Genomic DNA, 17,863 nt, shown 5'->3' on the forward strand with positions numbered 1-17,863 from the left:
AGCCTCCTCAGCCCGTCGCGGTGACGGCGTGGTCGGGCGAGTCGCTTCGGGTGGTCCCCGGGTAGGAGTCCACGTAGGCCTGCCCGCTGAGGAGCTGGATGCGGCGCATCAGGTCATCGGTGAGGTGCCGGTGCACGGTGTCCTGACCGAGCATGTCGATGTAGTCGTCGGGGTCGATGGGCTCGCCGAACCGGACGGTCGCCCGGCGGCGGGGCGTGGGCTTCGCCTGGTCGCAGGGCTGGATCCGGTCGGTGCCGATGATCCCCACCGGCACGATCGGGGCACCGGTACGCAGGGCGAGGCGGGCGGCGCCGGTCTTGCCGCGGTGCAGGAAGCCGTCGCGCGACCGCGTCCCCTCGGGATAGATGCCGAGCAGCTCGCCCCGGTCGAGGCGGATGGTGGCGGCGTCGAGCGCGTCCTGGGAGGCCCGACCGCCTCGGCGGTCGATCGGGATCATGCCGATCGCGGGCACGATCCAGCGGGTCGTGAGGTCGTCGAGGTATTCCGCCTTGCCGAGGAACGTGATCTGGCGCGGGAGGACGCCCATCAACAGTGGTGAGTCGAACTCCGAGAGATGGTTCGGCGCGATGATCGCGGGGCCGAGCTCGGGGAGGTGTTCGAGGCCCTCGATCCGGGTCGGCCACACGGAGCGCAACGACGGCGCCATCAGCGAGCGGACCAGCGGGCTCAGACGCCCGATGAGGCGCGGATTCACGGAGCGGGCCATGACGGTTCTCGTTCTGCGGGGGAGAGGGGGAACTCGGTTCGAAATCTAGCGAGCGGATAGATGCGTGCAGCAACCAACGATCCTTTTGTGAACGATTTCACATGGATGAGTATCGCGCCCCGGACGTGACAGGCGACTCGTTCCCATCCCGAGGCGTCGCTCCCCGGAATGCGTACAGTGCCCTGATGGACGCCCCCAGAGACGGCAAGGCCGGTCTCGACCCCCTCGAGGCCGAACTCGACGCCGATCTCTCGGTGAGCGAGATCCACATCCAGATCGGCCAGCTCTGGCGGGAGATCCGCCGCGGCGCCGCGGCCACCCGCCTGAGCGACTACATCTACCGGGAGGGGCCCGACGGCATGGACATCGGGCTGATCCGCGTGATCGAAGCCTGCGTCGCCCTCGGGCCGTGTCGCGTCGTCGACCTCGCCGGGTTCATGGACGTCACCCCGTCGACCGCCTCGCGTGCGATCGCCCGGCTCGAGGGGATGGGCTTCATCGAGCGCCGCGCCGTCGACGGCGACAAGCGCGCCGTCGAGGTCGAGGTCACCGCGGCCGGCCGGGCCCGCCACGAGATCTTCAACCGCCGGACCCAGTTCGCCCTCCAGGGCATCCTGGCCGACTTCGACGACGAGGACCTGCACGCGATGGCCGGTCACTTCCAGGCGCTCGTCGAACGGATCGAGACCTTCCTCGAGGAGCACGAGGGTCAGCGGCTTCCTGATTCCTGACCCTGCGTCCGGTTGCGATAGAACGACCCGCATGTACATCGGGTACGACGAGAAGCAAGAGGCCCTGCGCGCCGAGCTGCGGGCCTACTACACGGATCTGCTCACCGACGACGTGCGTGACGCGCTCGCCGAGGAGCAGGGCTGCGGGCCGGTCCACCGCGAGATCGTGGGCCGGATGGGCCGCGACGGCTGGCTGACCGTCGGCTGGCCCGAGGAGTACGGCGGGCGGGGCTACAGCGCGGTCGAGCAGTTCGTGATGTTCGACGAGTCCGTGGCGATCGGCGCGCCGATCCCGATGCTGACCATCAACACCGTCGGGCCGACGCTGATGCAGTACGGCACGGACGAACAGAAGCAGTTCTTCCTGCCAAAGATCTCGAAGGGCGAGATCACGTTCTGCATCGGCTACTCGGAGCCGGACGCGGGGACCGATCTGGCCGCGCTGACCACGAAGGCCGTCAAGGACGGCGACGAGTACATCATCAACGGCCAGAAGACCTGGACGTCCCTCGCCAAGGACGCCGACTACATCTGGCTCGCCGCCCGCACCAACACCGAGGTGAAGAAGCACAAGGGCATCTCGCTGTTCTGCATCCCGATGGACACGCCGGGCCTGTCCATCGAACCGCTGGACCTGCTGAGCAGCCACGACATCAACCACACGTTCTTCGACGACGTGCGGGTGCCCGCCTCGACGATGATCGGTGAGGAGAACGGTGGCTGGGGGCTGATCACGAGCCAGCTCAACCGCGAGCGGGTCACGATCTGCTCCTCGGGCATGGTGTCCAAGGCGCTCGAGGAGACCATCGACCACGCTCGGAACACGAAGCTGGCCGACGGCTCGCGGCTGATCGACAAGCCGTGGGTGCAGCGCAACCTCGCCGAGGTCACGGCCGGGCTCGAATACCTCCGGCTCGCGAACTGGAAGGTCGCCTGGACCGTCGCCACGAAGATCGACGGCCAGGAAGCGGACATGGACACGATGACCGGGTTCATCGCCGACTCGTCGGGCGTGAAGGTCTACGGCACCGAGTTCTACACCCGGGCCTACCGGCGGCTGATGGAGGTCTACGGACCGCAGGCCGCGATCAGCAAGGGCCAGATCGGCCATCTCACCCGCCTGGAGATGCAGTACCGGTCGACGGTGATCCTCACCTTCGGCGGGGGAACGAACGAGATGCAGCGGGACCTCGTCTCGCAATTCGGTCTCGGCTATCCGAAGGCCGACCGGTAGGAGGCGACATGGACTTTACCCTGAACGACGAAGAGCAGGCGATCCACGATCTCGCCGAGCAGATCCTCGGCGACAAGTCGACCCACGAACGGCTGCGGGCGCTGACCGCCGCGGACGACCGCGTCGACGCCGAAGCCTGGGCTGCGCTGGCCGAGGCCGGCGTGCTCGGCGCCGCCGTCCCGGAGGCGTTCGGCGGGATCGGCCTCGGCTATCTCGCGACGGCGATGGCGCTGCAGCAGGTGGGAGCCACGGCGTCGCCGGTGCCCCTGCTCTCCACCGCCGTGATGGGCGCGATGCCGATCGCCGAGTTCGGCACGGACGCGCAGAAGGCCGACGTCCTTCCCCGGATCGCCGACGGTTCGCTGATCGTGGGGGCCGGCCTCTACGAGGAGGGTACGGTGCCGAGCGAGCCCGAGACCGTCGCGGTCACCGAAGGCGACGGGTGGCGGCTCGACGGCGTGAAGCCGATGGTCGACGCCGGCCTCGACGCCGGACTGTTCCTCATGCCGGCGAAGCTGCCCGACGGCTCGTGTGGCGTCTTTCTCGTCCCGGCCGACGCACCCGGCGTCTCGCTCGAGCGGGTGGAGGTCACGACCCGCCGCCCGGTGGCCCGCGTCACCTTGAACGGCGTGGTGCTCGGCGCCGACGACCTGTTGGGCGACGGCGCCACTTCCGGCACCGACATCGTCCAATGGATCGAGCTGCGTACTCAGGCCGCCATGTGCATGATGATGGCCGGCGCGGCCCGCTCGTCGATCGAGCTCGCCGCCGCCTACACCAAGGAGCGTCAGCAGTTCGACCGACCGATCGCCACGTTCCAGGCGGTCAGCAATCGGGCCGGCGACAGCTACATCGATACCGACGCGATCACGCTGACGGCGTGGCAGGCCGCCTGGCGGATCGACCAGGAGTTGCCCGCCGAGGATGCGGTCAACATCGCCAAGTGGTGGGCCGCGGACGCGGGCTTCCGGGTCGTCCATGCCGCCGTGCACGTCCACGGCGGCGTCGGTGTCGACCGCGATTACCCGCTGCACCGCTACTTCCTCATGGCCCGCCAGATGGAGCTCACGCTCGGCAACGGCGAGGAACATCTCGAGGCGTTGGGCCGTTCCATCGCCGCCGGCTGACGCGAGTTCGGCGGTCGGGGAACCAGATCGGCCGCGGCAACGTCCTAGTCTCATCGCCGCTGGTGGGAAGGGCTGCTCGACCGTGCACAGGAAGATCACGTGGACACTGCTGATCCTGGCCTTGCTGGCCGGATCGTGCGCGGGCGATGACGGGGGAGCGTCCGACCCCGACGACCCCGACGAGCCGGACCCGGTGGACGACCCCGTGCCCACCCCGCCCGGCCGTGCCGATCGGTCGCCCGGTCCGTTGTCCGTGAAGCTCAGCGAGGGCGAGTCCGCAGGTCCCGCGCCGGCCGGGGAGATCACTGCCGTCGCGGGCGATCCGCTCGACCAGCAGGCGATCGCCGACGTCCTGGCTCGGCTTCCCGAATGGGTCGACGATCCTGCCGACCGTGTGGCGTTCAACCGACCGGCCGAGTCCATCCCCCCTCCGATCGTCGGCGACCAGCTCGACCGCCCCTTCCCGGCGGACGGCGGCGATCCGCCGCCACCAGTCGACTCGGGACCCCTGTCGGTGCTCCGGGTCCAGCCCTCGGAGAGCGTCGGACTCGCCCCGTTCGTGAGCCTGACCTTCGACCAGCCGATGATCGCGCTCGGCACCGTGGATCAAACCGACGCAGCCGACGTGCCCGTGCGCATCGAGCCCGCCATTCCCGGGAGCTGGCAGTGGATCGGCACGCGGACCGTGCGCTTCGAACACGACCGCGACATCTTCGACCGTCTCCCGATGGCGACGAACTACACCATCACGGTGCCGGCCGGCACGGAATCCGCGACCGGAGGCGTGCTGGCCGAGGACCATGTCGTCACCTTCGACACGCCGCCGCCCTCCGTACAGCGCCTCTGGCCGAGCCACGACTCGCTCGACCTCGACACGGTGTTTCTCGCCACGTTCGACCAGCGGGTCGATCCCGACGAGGTCCTGTCGGTGACCACCATGGAAGCGGACCAGCAGGCGGTCGAGCTGCGACTGGCGACCGACAACGAGATCGACGGTGACGAGGCGCTCACCCGACGCATCGACCAGGCGACCGAGGGCACGTGGGTCGCGTTCCGTGCCGTGGAGTCACTGCCCACCGACGCCCAGATCCAGATAGCGATCGGGCCGGACGTACCCTCCGCCGAGGGGCCCCGGACTGCCGACGAGGTGTTCCGGGAGTCGGCCCGCACGTACGCCCCGCTGCGGATCCGTGAACACTCCTGCACCGCGAGCGAGCCGTGTCGGCCCGAGCGTTCGGCGTCGATCGTCTTCAACAACTCCCTGGACGCCGGGTCGATCAGCGCCGCCGATGTGGTGATCGAGCCCACGCTCCCCGGGGCGTTCATCACGCTCTCCTCCTCCCGGATGCGCATCGAGGGGCCGTTCGTCGGCGACTCGACCTACGACGTGACGATTCCCGGTGCGCTCACCGACGTCTTCGGTCAGACCCTCGGCGAGGACGAGACGGTCACGCTGCACATCGACGAAGCGCCGCCCTACCTCCGCTCGGAGGGCGACTTCGTGGCGACGCTCGACCCGCTCGCCGACGGCCAGACGCTCCCCGTCCAACTCCGGGGCCACGACGAGGTCCGCGTGCGTGCCTACGCCGTCGATCCGGACGACTGGGATGCCGCTCGGGCGTTCTGGGCGCTCCGCTGGGAGACGGCGACGCTCGGCGACCCGGGGTTCCCCGAGCTCTACGACGAGGTCGTCTCGACCGGTGCCCCCGAAGGAGAGCGGTTCGAGGCCCGCATCGACCTGGAGCCGGTCTTCGGCGGCGAGCCGGGCATGGCGCTCGTCGTCGTCGAGTCCACGACCGTCTTCAGCCGCGACGAGAACTTCTGGGAGAACCGGCCGGTCGTGAACTGGGTGCAGTCCACGACGCTCGGCCCCGATCTGATCGCCGACAACGAGCGGGGCTTCGCCTGGGTCACGGACCTCGCGACCGGTCTGCCCCTCGGCGGCGTCGAGGTCGAGCTGGTCGGCGGGCAGGGCCCGATCCTGACGGGCGACGACGGGCTCGCCGAACTGGTCCTGCCCGGTCCGTCGCTCGAAGGCGGTCCGCTCGTCGCGCGGCACGACGGCGAGGTCGCCATCGCCGACGCCCGCGCGACCGCCTGGACGCGCGACGACCAGGCCGTCTGGTACGTCGTCGACGACCGCGGCATGTATCGCCCGGGTGAGACCGTCAGCGTGAAGGGCTGGGCCCGCACGCTCGACCTGTCCGACGACGCGACGCTCGCGTCGTGGCCCGACGGCGAGCGCATCACCTGGATCGCCCGCGACGCCTTCAACAACGAGATCGCCAGCGGCGAACAGGTGCTCAGCGAACTCGGCGGGTTCGACTTCACCTTCGAGATCCCGCTCGGCGCCAATCTCGGCCAGTCGTGGATCGAGCTGCGCCGACCGGCGACGCCGGGGCGCGACGGCACCCAGCACGCGTACCAGATCGAGGAGTTCCGTCGTCCGGAGTTCGAGGTGACAGCTCGCGCCGAGACGCCGGGACCGTACTTCGTCGACGAGCCCGCCACGGTGGCCGTCGACGCCGCCTACTTCTCGGGTGGGCCGTTGCCGGATGCCCCGGTCGAGTGGTGGGTCACCACCCGGCCGACCTCCTATTCGCCGCCCGGTTGGGACGACTTCACGTTCGGCCCGTGGATCCCGTGGTGGGGTGGACCCTACCGGGGCGGTCTCGACTCGTCCGTCTCGTTCGGGCGGGGGATATCGGCGCCGGTCCCGGGGTTCGGTGTCGAGACCAGCAGCGAGCAGTTCGCGGGGTCGACGAACGGCACCGGCACCCACTTCCTCCAGATGGACTTCGACGGTGACGGCGAGGGTCTGCCGACGACGGTCAGCGCCACGGCGTCGGTCACCGACGTGAACCGCCAGACCTGGTCGTCGACCACCGATGTGCTCGTCCACCCGAGCTCGCTCACGATCGGTCTGCGGGCGACGCGGCCCTTCGTCCGCCAGGGCGACGGTCTCGACGTGGAGTTCATCGTCACCGACATCGACGGCGATGCCGTGGCGGGTCGCGCCGCGACGATCGTCGCCGAGCGGCTGAAGACCCAGTGGGTCGACGGCGAGTGGACCGAGGTCGTGGTCGACGAGGAGACCTGTTCCCCGACATCCGCGGCGGATCCGGGCGTGTGTTCGTTCGTGCTCGAGCACGGCGGCCAGTGGCGGCTCACCGGCACCGTCGTCGACGATCGCGCTCGGGAGAGCCGCAGCGAACTCAGCGTGTGGGTGCAGGGGGGCGACGCGCTGCCCAGCCGGCGCCTCGAGCTCCAGGACGCGACGATCATCCCCGACAAGCAGGAGTACGCCCCGGGCGACACGGCGGAGATCTTCGTGGCCTCGCCGTTCGGTCCCGCCAACGGCCTGTTGACGATCTCCCGCAACGGCATCGAGGAGGTCCGGGCCTTCGAGATGACCGAGGCCGACACGATCCTCGAGGTCGCGATCCTCGACGAACACGTCCCGAATCTCGGGATCAGCGTGGATCTGGTCGGCGTTGCCGATCGCGCCGCGATCGACGGCACGGTGCTGCCCGACCTCCCCGCGCAACCCGCCTACGCATCGGGCTGGGTGCAGGTCCTGGTGCCGCCCGTGACGCGGACCCTGGATGTCGAGATCGCCCCCACGTTCGATGCGATCGAGCCGGGGGGATCGACCGATCTCACGGTGACGGTCACGGACGGGGACGGTGCGCCCGTCGTCGGCGCGGAGGTGCTCGTGGTCGCGGTCGACGAGGCGGTGCTGGCCCTCTCCGGCTACGAGCTGCTCGACCCGCTGGAGATCTTCTACCGACCGGTCGACGACCGCAACGGCCTCCAACGCTCGCGTGACTCGGTGCTGCTCGCCGACCCCGAGGATCTGGTCGAGCTCGCCGCCCGGCTCAACGAGGAGATCGCGACACGGCTCGAGGGAACGACCGATCGCTTCCCGGCGGTCGACACGGCCACCAAAGGTGGTGATGGCCTGCTGGAGGCCGCCGACGAGTCGGGCCGGTCCAGCCGCACATCGGCGAACGCCTACCGCGCCGAGCGGGAGAGCCTCGGCGCCCCTCCGATCGAGGTGCGGGAGAACTTCGATGCGCTCGCCCTCTGGGACCCGGACGTGGCCACGGGCGCCGACGGCACGGCCACGCTCGAGCTCGAACTGCCCGACAGCCTCACCCGCTACCGGCTCATGGCCGTCGCCGCCGACGGCGTCGACCGCTTCGGCTCCGGCGAGGCGAACATCACCGCCCGTTTGCCCCTGCAGGTCCGGCCCTCCGCGCCGCGGTTCCTGAACTTCGGGGACGACTTCGAGTTGCCGATCGTGGTGCAGAACCTGACCGACGCGGCGCTCGACGTCGACGTCGTGCTCCAGACCGCGAATCTGGCGATCGACGGTAGCGCCGGGCGGGCCGTCACGGTGCCGGCGAACGACCGGATCGAGGTGCGGTTCCCGGTCACCACCGAGTCCGCGGGCACGGCTCGGTTCCGGGCGGCGGTGGTCAGTGCGACGCATGCCGACGCGGCGACCGTCTCGCTCCCCATCTACACACCGGCGACCGCCGAGGCGTTCGCCACCTACGGCACGGTCGACGACGGCGCCGTGATCCAGCCGATCCTCGCGCCCGACGGCGTGATCGAGGAGTTCGGCGGGCTCGAGGTCAACACGTCGTCCACGGCCGTGCAGGCGCTGACCGACGCGGTGCTCTACCTGGCCGACTACGAGTACCGCAGCGCCGACGCCCACGCGTCGCGGGTGCTCGCCATCGCGGCCCTCCGCGACGTGCTCGAGGCCTTCGAGGCCGACGGGTTGCCGACGCCGGCGGAGTTCGACAACACGGTGGCGAACGACATCGCCGCCCTCGATGCGCTCCAGAACCGCCAGGGCGCGTGGGGGACGTGGCGGCTCGACGACGAGACGTCGCCGTACCGCACCGTCCACGTGATGCACGCGCTCTTCGAGGCGGCGGACAACGGCTACGACGTCCCGGCGCAGATGCTCACGGACGGGCGCTGGGCGCTGCGCAACATCGAGCAGTTCATCCCCGTGGAGTGGAGCCAGCAGAGTCGCGACACGCTGGTCGCCTACTCGCTCTTCGTGCGCGGACTCGACGGGGACGTGGACGCCGACAAGGCCGTCGCGATCTGGGATCGCCATGGCATCGACTTCGGCCTGGACGCCCTCGGTTGGCTCTGGCCGATCGTCGAGGACGACTCCATCCAGACGGAGATCGCCCGCCACGTCGAGAACCGAGCCGTCGAGACCCCGGGAGCGGCGACCTTCGCGACCGGCTACAGCGAGGACGCCCACCTGCTCCTTCACAGCGATCGGCGAACCGACGGCATCCTCCTCGACGCCCTGATCACGATGGACCCGACCAGCGATCTGATCCCGAAGGTCGTGCAGGGGCTCATCGGCAACCAGCGCAAGGGTCGGTGGAACAACGCCCAGGAGAACGCCTTCATCCTGGTTGCGCTCAATCGCTACTTCGACACGTTCGAGGCCGTCACACCCGACTTCGTGGCGCGGGTCTGGCTCGGCGACCTCTACGCCGCCGAACACGACTTCGCCGGTCGCAGCGTCGACACGCAGGAGACGATGGTGCCGATGGCCGACGTGGTCGGCGCGGGTGACACGGATCTCGTCGTCAGCAAGGAAGGCGACGGTCGCCTCTACTACCGCCTCGGCCTCCGCTACTCCCCGGCCGACTTCGACCTCGAGCCGCTCGACCGCGGGTTCGTCGTCGAGCGGACCTACGAGGCAATCGACGACGCGGGCGACGTGTGGCAGGACGCCGACGGCGCCTGGCACATCGCCGCCGGCGCGCAGGTGCGGGTCCGGCTCACGATGGTGAACGACGCCCGCCGCACGAACATGGCGCTCGTCGATCCGCTGCCCGCGGGACTCGAGGCGGAGAACCCGGCGCTCGCCACCACGTTCGAGGAGCCCGACGTGCACGAGGATCTCGAGCGTGACTCGTTCGGCGACGACTGGCTCTGGTGGCGGCGCCCGTGGTTCGACCACCAGAACCTGCGCGACGACCGGGTCGAGGCCTTCTCCGCCTGGCTGCGGGCCGGGACCCACGACTACTCCTACGTGACCCGGGCGACGACCCCCGGCACGTTCGTCGTGCCCCCCACCCGCGCGGAGGAGATCTACGCCCCCGAGGTCTTCGGCCGCTCGTCCTCCGACATCGTCATCATCGAGGACTGACCCCGCTTCACCTGGGGTCTGACCCCCGCTTCACCTGCCGTTGCGGCGGCGGAACGCGCGGTGGCGGCCGAGGTACTCGGCGGCCTGGTCGGGCGACCAGGCGACATGGCGGCCGCCCGGTCGATCGAGCGTGCGGGTCCGGTGCTCGGCGACCCGATCGGGGATGGGTCGGTCGTAGCCGAGGGCCACCAGGCCGGGCAGGCGGAGGTAGACCGGGACGGCGATCGCCTCGGCGAGGGTCGGCCGGTCGCCGGCGAGCCAGCTGTCATCGCCGAGCCACGCGTCGATCTCGGCGAACGCGTCAGCCAGCCGGGCGACGCCGCGGTCGATCGTGGCCCCGTCGGTGCCGTAGGCGATGGCGCCCATGGCCCGCATCAGGGTCGCGTCGAGGCGATCGACCCGCTCGCGGACCAGACCGTCGTCATCGGGGAGGAGGGCTGGGGCATCGACTCGCTCCTCGAGCCAGTAGAGCAGCGGGATCGAGTCGACCCGGAACTCGCCGCCGATCCGGATCATCGGCACCTCGAGAAGCGGCGAGTGGGCGACGAACTCCTCCGGCAGGACGAAGTCCGCGGGCCGCACCGCAGACGGCGGGACGGACACGAGGTCGTGGGCGATGCCCCGTTCGGCGAGCGCGAAGTCGACCCGGTTGACGAAGGGGCACGTCCAGTGGCCCCACAGCGTCACCGCGTCGGTCATGCGAAGAGGATCTCGCACCCGGTGCCGGCGAGCAGGTCGTCGACGGTGGCCCGGTCCCCGTCGTCGAGTGCGGCGTATTCGTCGCGCAGCCAGTGCAGGCACTTGTGCTGGTACTTGAACGGCGCCTGCGAGTAGGGGTTGCCGTCGATGGTGCACGACATCATCTCGTCGCCGTTCTCGAACGCCGCCGCGTTCGCGACCATGAACGGCGCGTAGGTGCGGCCGGCCTCGTCGAGGAGCGCCCGCGTGGTCGCGGGGATGGCGTCGCGGTCGAGCCAGCCGTCGTCGCCGTCGACCGGCCACCAGGACAGGTCGTCGTTGCGGTCCACCCAGACACAGGTCCGGGCGCTCGACTCGACGGCCACGGCCACGGCCTCCGGATCCCACCAGGTCAGCTGGGTCAGCTGACCGTGGAGCCCCATGTCGGCGCGGCTCGGGCGGGTGCCGAACAGGAAGTGGTGCTCGCGGAGATGGGCGTCCAGGAGCCCGAGGAGCCGCCGGTAGCTGTCCTCGATCGCCGGTCGGTTCTCCTCGGTCGAGCCGACGAGCGCCCGCCGTTCGATCTGGCGATTCGTGATGTAGGCGTTGCCGGCGTCCCACGCGTCGTCGGCGAGGGTGACGTCCGCCTGGAGCGGCAACATCTTGCCGGCCTTGTCGATCGCACCGTCGTAGTACCAGCGGTAGTGGTACATCATCTTCGTGACCCACTCGTCGGCGAAGTCCTCGATCAGGTAGTCGACGAACGCCACGACCGGGTCGGTCGGCACCAGCGAGCGGCCCGCGTACATTCCCTCGAGCCGCATGATCTGGGGACTCGAGTCCGTCATCACCTCCGTGTACGCACCGTCGTCGTCGGGGAACGCGAGGACCGGGATCACCGGGACCGTGGGCCGGGGCAGTTCGGCCGCCGCCGGGGAGTTCTGCGGGACCCACTCGAACGGGATGTGCCGGTAGCGCAGGACGGCGCGCATCTTGCGGGAGTAGGGCGAGGCGTAGGCGCCGATGATCTTGAGCGGGTGCGTCACGGGAACCTCCGGGGCGAAACTTCTGTCACCGTAACCGACACTTGTTCGGCCGTCAGCCTGCGCCCTTTCGGTCCCGGCGAACGCCGGTCGGTAGGTTCTGCGTCATGAGCGACTTCTTCACCGCCGTCCCCGAGCGGATCCCGTTCGAGGGGCCCGACAGCGACAACCCGCTCGCCTTCCGCTGGTACGACCGAGACCGCGTCGTCGGGGACAAGACGCTCGCGGAGCACCTCCGGCTCGCCGTCTGCTACTGGCACTCGTTCAACTGGCCGGGCAACGACGTGTTCGGTGAGGGCACGTTCGATCGGCCGTGGCTCGATCCGTCCCTCGATCCGATGGCGGCGGCGCGGACGAAGATGGCCGCAGCGTTCGAGTTCGTCGAGAAGCTCGGGGTGCCGTTCTTCTCGTTCCACGATCACGACATGGCGCCCTACGGCGGCTCGTTCGCCGAAGAACGGGCAGCCCTCGACACCATCACCGACGAGGCGCTCGGCCACATGGAGCGCACCGGCATCAAGCTGCTGTGGGGCACCGCCCGACTGTTCCATCACCCCCGCTACATGGCCGGCGCGGCGACGAACCCGGACCCCGACGTCTTCGCCCGCGCCGCAGCGCAGGTGGCGAACTGCCTCGACGTCACCCACAAGCTCGGCGGGGCGAACTATGTGATGTGGGGCGGTCGGGAAGGCTACGAGACGCTCCTCAACACCGACATGCCCCGCGAGCTCGACCAGCTCGGTCGCTTCATCCACATGGTCGTGGAGCACAAGCACAAGATCGGGTTCGAGGGCACGCTGCTCATCGAGCCCAAGCCGCAGGAGCCGACCAAGCACCAGTACGACTACGACTCGGCCACCATCTACGGCTTCCTCGAGCGTCACGACCTGGTCGACGAGGTGAAGGTCAACATCGAGGTCAACCACGCCACCCTCTCCGGGCACGACTTCGCCCACGAGATCGCCACCGCGGTGGGTCTGGGGATCTTCGGCTCGGTCGACGCGAATCGGGGCGACGACCGGCTCGGGTGGGACACCGACCAGTTCCCGAACTCCGTCGACGCGATGGCTCCGGCGGTCTACGAGATCATCCGCGGGGGTGGGTTCGACACCGGCGGGTTCATGTTCGACACCAAACTGCGGCGCATGTCGATCGACCGGACGGACCTGTTCCACGGCCACATCGGCGGTATCGACACCCTCGCCCGAGCGTTCCTCGTCGCCCACGCGATGTGGGAGGACCGGGCGCTCGAGTCGCTGCGGGACGACCGCTACGCCGGATGGTCGGGGGCGGAGGGTCAGGCGATCATGCGCGGGGAGCGCTCCCTCGACGACCTGCGCGACCGGGTGACGGCGGAGGACCTCGACCCGGCCCCGGTGTCCGGCGCCCAGGAGGCCCTGGAGACCCTGGTGAACCGCTACATCGAACGGGTGCGGTGATGCCCCTTGTCGCCGGGGTCGACTCGTCCACCCAGTCGACGAAGGTCGAGCTGCGGGATCTGGACTCCGGCGCGCTCGTGGCGTCCGGGAAGGCCGCCCACCCGGCCGCCGAGCCGCCCCGCTCCGAGCAGGACCCGCGAGCTTGGTGGACGGCGATGGTCGAGGCGTTCGCCGCCTGTGGCAAGCAGCGGGCCGATGTGGTGGCGATCGCCGTGGGCGGGCAGCAACACGGGCTGGTCGTGCTCGGCGCCGACGACGAGCCCCTGCGGCCCGCGAAGCTCTGGAACGACACCGAGTCGGCCCCGCAGGCGGCTGCCCTCGTCGACGCGCTCGGCGCCGATGCCTGGGCGAACGCCTGCGGGTCCGTCCCGGTCGCCTCCTTCACGATCACGAAGCTCGCCTGGCTGATCGCCAACGAGCCGGCGCTGGTCGACCGGATCGCGCGGGTGCTGTTGCCCCACGACTACCTGACCCTGCGGTTGACGGGTGAACACGTCACCGATCGCGGCGACGCCTCCGGTGGCGGCTGGTTCGATCGCGCCACGGGCGGCTATCGCGAGGACCTGCTGGCCCTGCTCGGCGGCCGCGACGACTGGGCGGCGCTGCTGCCCCGGATCGCCGGACCGTGGGAGACCGTGGGGACCGTCACCGATTCGGCAGCCGTCGAACTCGGCGTCCCCGCGGGGACGCCGGTCGGCCCCGGCACGGGCGACAACATGGCTGCGGCGCTGGGGCTCGGGCTCGCCCCCGGTGACATCGCGATGTCGCTGGGCACGTCCGGCACCGTCTACGCCGTGTCGCCAACACCCACCGCGGATCCGACCGGCGCCGTCGCCGGATTCTGCGATGCGGCCGGCGGCTACCTCCCGCTCGTGTGCACGCTCAACGCCACGAAGGTCACCGACACGGTCGCCGGATGGCTGGGCCACGACCACGCCGCGTTCGCGGAACTGGCGCTCGCCGCGCCGCCCGGCGCCGACGGGGTGATCCTCACGCCGTATTTCGACGGCGAGCGCACGCCGAACCTGCCGGATGCGACGGGCACGTTCGCGGGGCTGCGCAACTCGACGACGGCGGCCGATCTCGCCCGGGCGGCCCACGAGGGTGTCGTGCGCGGCCTCCTCCACGGCGTCGACGCGCTCCGTGAAGCCGGCGCATCGGTGGACGGCACGCTGCACCTCATCGGCGGCGGGGCCCGCAGCGCGGCCTATCGGGCGATCGTCGCCGACCTGCACGGTTCGGCGATCCGGGTTCCGGACGCGGACGAGACCGTCGCGCTCGGTGCTGCCGTGCAGGCCGCCCGCGTCGTCGGTGGTCCCGATGCGACGACCGACTGGCCGCTCGGCGTCGGCGAGGACGTCATCCCCGGCTGAGATCGGGACCGCCAGGCCCGCTCAGGCGAGCACCTGGTCGGCGATGCGCTCCTCGCACGTGGCGCTGTCCCACCAGTTGAGCTGGAGCTGCTTGGCCCGCCGGAAGTACAGCTGGATGTCGTAGTCCAGCGTGAACCCGACGCCGCCGAAGACCTGCTGGGCCATCGCCGTGATGTCCCGGTACACCTTGCCGGTGAACAGCTTCGCCATCGGCGAGAGGCGAGCGAGGTCGTGGCCCCGGCTGTGGGCCCACGCCGCCTCGTAGACGAGCATCTTGCCGCCGTCGAGCTCGGTCCGGGCGTCGGCGAGATAGTGGGAGATGGCCTGGAACTCGGCGAGCGCCTTGTCGAACTGCTCGCGGTCCTTGCTGTACTCGGCGGTGATGTCGAGCGCGTAGTCCGCGCCGCCCATCGCCTGGGCGGATGCGAGGATGACCGCCTCGAGCATGACCTCGTCCCAGGTGGCCCAGCCGGTCCCGGCCTCACCGAGCCGGTTGGCGACGGGGATTCGCACGCCGGCGAACTCGACGCGGAACTGGGTGTCCGACGCGATCGACATGCGCTGGTCGAGGGTGACCCCGGCGGTGTCGGTCGGCACGAGGAAGAGGTCGATGTCCGTGTCGGCCTCGCCGGTGCGGGCGAGCACGAGCAGCTGGTCGGCGGCCTGCGCGAAGGTGACGTGCATCTTGGTGCCGTCGAGGACGACGTCGTCGCCGTCGACGGTCGCCGTCAGCTGGACACCCTTCGGCGAGTAGCCGTTGCCGGGCTCGAGCCAGGCGGGCGTGATGATCGTGTCGCCGGACGCGATGCCGGGGAGCAGGTCAGCCTGCTGCTGGCCCGACCCCGCCCGGACCAGGGCGCCGGCTGCCAGCACGCAGCTCTCGAAGTGGGGAACCGGGGCCAGGGCCCGACCGAGCTCCTCGTAGATCACGACACCCTCGAGCATCGTCATGCCCGAGCCACCGTGTTCCTCGGGAACCATCAGCCCGTTGACACCGAGTTCGCCGAACTGCTGCCACAGCTCGCGGGCGACGCCGTCGGGATCGTCCTCCAGCTCCCGCACCTTCTCGAGGGGCGCAGCCTGCTGGCACACACCGCGCACCATGTCGCGGAGCATGTCCTGTTCTTCGGTGAAATCGAGGTTCAGCATCAGGGTGTCCAGTTCTGGCCCTTGCGGGCCCACGGGTTGTCGTTCTCGTCGGTCGGCACGGCGACCGAGGCCGTGCAGGTACAGCAGACGCGGTCGCCGGCATCGTCGTCCGGGACCGAGACCGTGATGTCGACGTCGGCCCAGCCGCAACCGGCGTCGTCGGTGCGCACGTCGGTGACCGTGCCGGTGAAGACCATGTGGTCGTCGGGGTACACGGAGTCCCGCATGCGGAACGTCATCCGGCCGATCCGACCCCGAGGGCCGGTCCAGTCGGTGATGAACCGCTCGAACCAGGCGGCCAGGTTCGGCGTGTTCAGGAAGATGTCCTGGGTGCCGTTGCGGACGGTCGCGAACTTGTAGTCGTGGTGCATCGGCCGCCAGTCGCGGCTGGCGAGCGCGCCGAGGACGACCGTGGTGGCGGTCACGTCGTAGCCGAGCTCGGGGAGCGCCTGTCCCGCGTCGATCTGGTCGAGGGTGAGGGTCATGACGCCTCCGTTCCGTCCGGCCGCCGGTAGCCGAAGCCGGTATAGCTCTCGATGCCGACGAGGTCGCCGCGCTGGTTGTGGTACTCGATGTCGATCACCCAGAAGCGGCCGGTGCCGAGCTTGGTGGTCTTCTCGTCGCTGATCGAGCGCAGCACCTGATGGTGTGAGATCACGTCGCCGGGCCGCACGGGCTCGTGCAGGATCAGCGTGTTGTCGCTCATGATCGCCTCGGGGAGGTCGAGCTTCTCCTTGAGGTCGAAGTGGACCTGGAGGGCGACCTGCTCCTCGGTGGCGCCCGGCTCCCAGCGGTGTGGTCGCATCCACAACGACAGGGTCGTCGGCGGGACGGTCATCCCGTCCGTCAACTCGTCGGCGACGGCCTGATCCCAGTACAGCGGATTGCCGTTCTCGGTGGCCGAGAGCGTGTTGTACGAGTAGCTGAGCTCCACGGGGAACGTCGCCGTCTTCGGATACTGGTTCTGTCCGATGAGGGCGGTGATGTCAGCGGGGAGATCGCTCATGCGATCACTCCTTCCTCGGCGAGGGCCGCGATGCGGGCGTCGTCGTAGCCGGCCGCGGCCAGCAGCTCGACGGTGTCGGTGACGCTTCCCTCCCGCACGGGGTAGGGCCCGTCGGGTCGCGTCGTGCCCGCCCAGACGGGCCCGGTCTGGCGGAAGCGACCCTCGGTTTCGTGGTCGGCTTCGACGACCATGCCGCGCGCCACGTACTGCTGGTCGTCGATCGCCTCGGCCACCGTGTTCACGGGGGCCACGCAGCAGTCGGCCGGGCCGAGCCGGGCCGCCCACTCGTCGCGGGTCCTCGTGGCGAGCACGGCCGCGATCGCGGCGCGGATCTCGTCCTGACGGTCGTCGTCCATCTGCGCGTCCACGAACTGCTCGAGGTCGAGCTCGCGGCACAGGTTGCGCCAGAAGGCCGGCTCGATCGCGCCGACCGACAGGTGCCGCCCGTCGGCGCAGGTGTAGATCTCGTAGCAGGCGTACCTGCCGGTGAGGATGTAGTGCCCCGGGCCGGGCTCGGTACCGGTGGCGAGGTACTCGTCGACGTACAACGACATCAGGCCGAACGTGCCGTCGGCGATCGACACGTCGAGATACTCGCCCTCACCGGTGCGCTCGCGGCGCAACAAACCGGCCATGATCGCCATCACCGCGTGCATCCCGCCGGCGGCGATGTCGGCCACCGTTGCGCCGGGGAGCGGCGGAGATCCGTCCGCCCGGCGGCCCGTGCAGTCGAGGTAGCCGGACACGGCCAGATAGTTGACGTCGTGGGCGGCCCAGGCGGACTGGGGTCCGCTCTGGCCGAAGCCGCTGGTCGAGCAGTAGACGATGCGGGGGTTGACGGCGCGCACGGCCTCGTAGCCGATGCCGAGCCGGTCGACGACGCCCGGGCGGAAGCTCTCGAGGACGACGTCGGCGTCGCGGGCGAGGGCGAGGAACGCCTCGCGGCCGTCGTCCGCCTTCAGGTCCAGCAGGGCCCGCTTCATGAGCCGATGCCCCGAGTAGGCGTAGTACGGCGGCGTGATCTGCACGCCCCCGTGCTTCGGTGTGGCGCCGAGCTTCACGACCTCCGCCCCGTAGTCCGACAGCATGCGCGACGCGCGCGCCCCGGGGCCGACCGAGGCGAAGTCGAGGACGCGGATGCCGTCGAGTGCTGGCGTCATGGA

At 70.1% G+C, this 17,863-nt stretch carries 13 protein-coding genes; 6 read left to right on the forward strand and 7 right to left on the reverse strand.

Annotated features, from left to right (window positions below; translation table 11 throughout):
* Positions 1–7 precede the first annotated feature (7 nt).
* Positions 8–727: a lysophospholipid acyltransferase family protein gene (locus tag R8F63_04205; GenBank protein MDW3217794.1), complete on the reverse strand. Its 720-nt coding sequence runs from the start codon at positions 725–727 to the stop codon at positions 8–10.
* Positions 728–912: 185 nt separating this feature from the next.
* Here R8F63_04205 and R8F63_04210 point away from each other — a divergent pair, with 185 nt between their 5' ends.
* The 4 genes from R8F63_04210 to R8F63_04225 all read left to right on the forward strand — a co-directional run bounded on the left by R8F63_04210 (position 913) and on the right by R8F63_04225 (position 10,012).
* Positions 913–1,458, forward strand: coding sequence for a MarR family transcriptional regulator (locus R8F63_04210; GenBank protein MDW3217795.1), 546 nt, complete (start codon positions 913–915; stop codon positions 1,456–1,458).
* Between the two features lie 31 nt (positions 1,459–1,489).
* Entirely contained in the window at positions 1,490–2,692 is a 1,203-nt protein-coding gene (locus R8F63_04215; protein ID MDW3217796.1) for an acyl-CoA dehydrogenase family protein, read from the forward strand.
* A gap of 8 nt (positions 2,693–2,700) precedes the next feature.
* Positions 2,701–3,819 carry an acyl-CoA dehydrogenase family protein gene (locus R8F63_04220; GenBank protein MDW3217797.1) on the forward strand — a complete coding sequence of 373 codons (1,119 nt, stop codon included), beginning with the start codon at positions 2,701–2,703 and terminating at the stop codon, positions 3,817–3,819.
* An 82-nt stretch (positions 3,820–3,901) separates the two neighbouring features.
* A complete protein-coding gene (locus tag R8F63_04225) occupies positions 3,902–10,012 on the forward strand; it encodes an alpha-2-macroglobulin family protein (protein MDW3217798.1) in 6,111 nt (2,036 codons plus the stop codon).
* Between the two features lie 30 nt (positions 10,013–10,042).
* Here the strand turns inward: R8F63_04225 and R8F63_04230 are convergent, their stop codons facing one another.
* Both R8F63_04230 and R8F63_04235 read right to left on the reverse strand, forming a co-directional pair.
* On the reverse strand, positions 10,043–10,711 hold the full coding sequence (locus tag R8F63_04230) for a glutathione S-transferase family protein (GenBank protein ID MDW3217799.1): 669 nt from the start codon (positions 10,709–10,711) through the stop codon (positions 10,043–10,045).
* Complete coding sequence (locus tag R8F63_04235; protein ID MDW3217800.1) at positions 10,708–11,736, reverse strand: glutathione S-transferase; 1,029 nt, start codon at positions 11,734–11,736, stop codon at positions 10,708–10,710. The genes R8F63_04230 and R8F63_04235 overlap by 4 nt, the downstream gene beginning before the upstream one ends.
* 104 nt (positions 11,737–11,840) lie before the next feature.
* On the opposite strand from R8F63_04235, the gene xylA reads away from it, so the two are divergent.
* Positions 11,841–13,172 (forward strand): xylose isomerase, encoded by a 1,332-nt coding sequence (gene xylA / locus R8F63_04240; GenBank protein ID MDW3217801.1) that lies wholly within the window; start codon positions 11,841–11,843, stop codon positions 13,170–13,172.
* The gene (gene xylB, locus R8F63_04245; protein MDW3217802.1) at positions 13,172–14,545 is read left to right on the forward strand and encodes a xylulokinase; all 1,374 of its coding nucleotides are present in this window, start codon (positions 13,172–13,174) and stop codon (positions 14,543–14,545) included. The genes xylA and xylB overlap by 1 nt, the downstream gene beginning before the upstream one ends.
* Positions 14,546–14,566: 21 nt before the next feature.
* On the opposite strand, the gene R8F63_04250 is transcribed toward xylB, so the two are convergent.
* The 4 genes from R8F63_04250 to R8F63_04265 are packed head-to-tail and all read right to left on the reverse strand — an operon-like array spanning position 14,567 to position 17,860.
* Positions 14,567–15,694, reverse strand: coding sequence for an acyl-CoA dehydrogenase family protein (locus R8F63_04250; protein ID MDW3217803.1), 1,128 nt, complete (start codon positions 15,692–15,694; stop codon positions 14,567–14,569).
* A complete protein-coding gene (locus R8F63_04255) occupies positions 15,694–16,179 on the reverse strand; it encodes a hypothetical protein (protein MDW3217804.1) in 486 nt (161 codons plus the stop codon). Before R8F63_04255 ends, R8F63_04250 begins: the two co-directional genes overlap by 1 nt.
* Positions 16,176–16,700 (reverse strand): MaoC family dehydratase N-terminal domain-containing protein, encoded by a 525-nt coding sequence (locus R8F63_04260; protein ID MDW3217805.1) that lies wholly within the window; start codon positions 16,698–16,700, stop codon positions 16,176–16,178. The genes R8F63_04255 and R8F63_04260 overlap by 4 nt, the downstream gene beginning before the upstream one ends.
* Complete coding sequence (locus R8F63_04265) at positions 16,697–17,860, reverse strand: CaiB/BaiF CoA-transferase family protein (protein MDW3217806.1); 1,164 nt, start codon at positions 17,858–17,860, stop codon at positions 16,697–16,699. The genes R8F63_04260 and R8F63_04265 overlap by 4 nt, the downstream gene beginning before the upstream one ends.
* Positions 17,861–17,863: the final 3 nt, after the last annotated feature.

This window comes from Acidimicrobiales bacterium (assembly GCA_033344915.1).
GTDB lineage: Bacteria > Actinomycetota > Acidimicrobiia > Acidimicrobiales > Aldehydirespiratoraceae > JAJRXC01.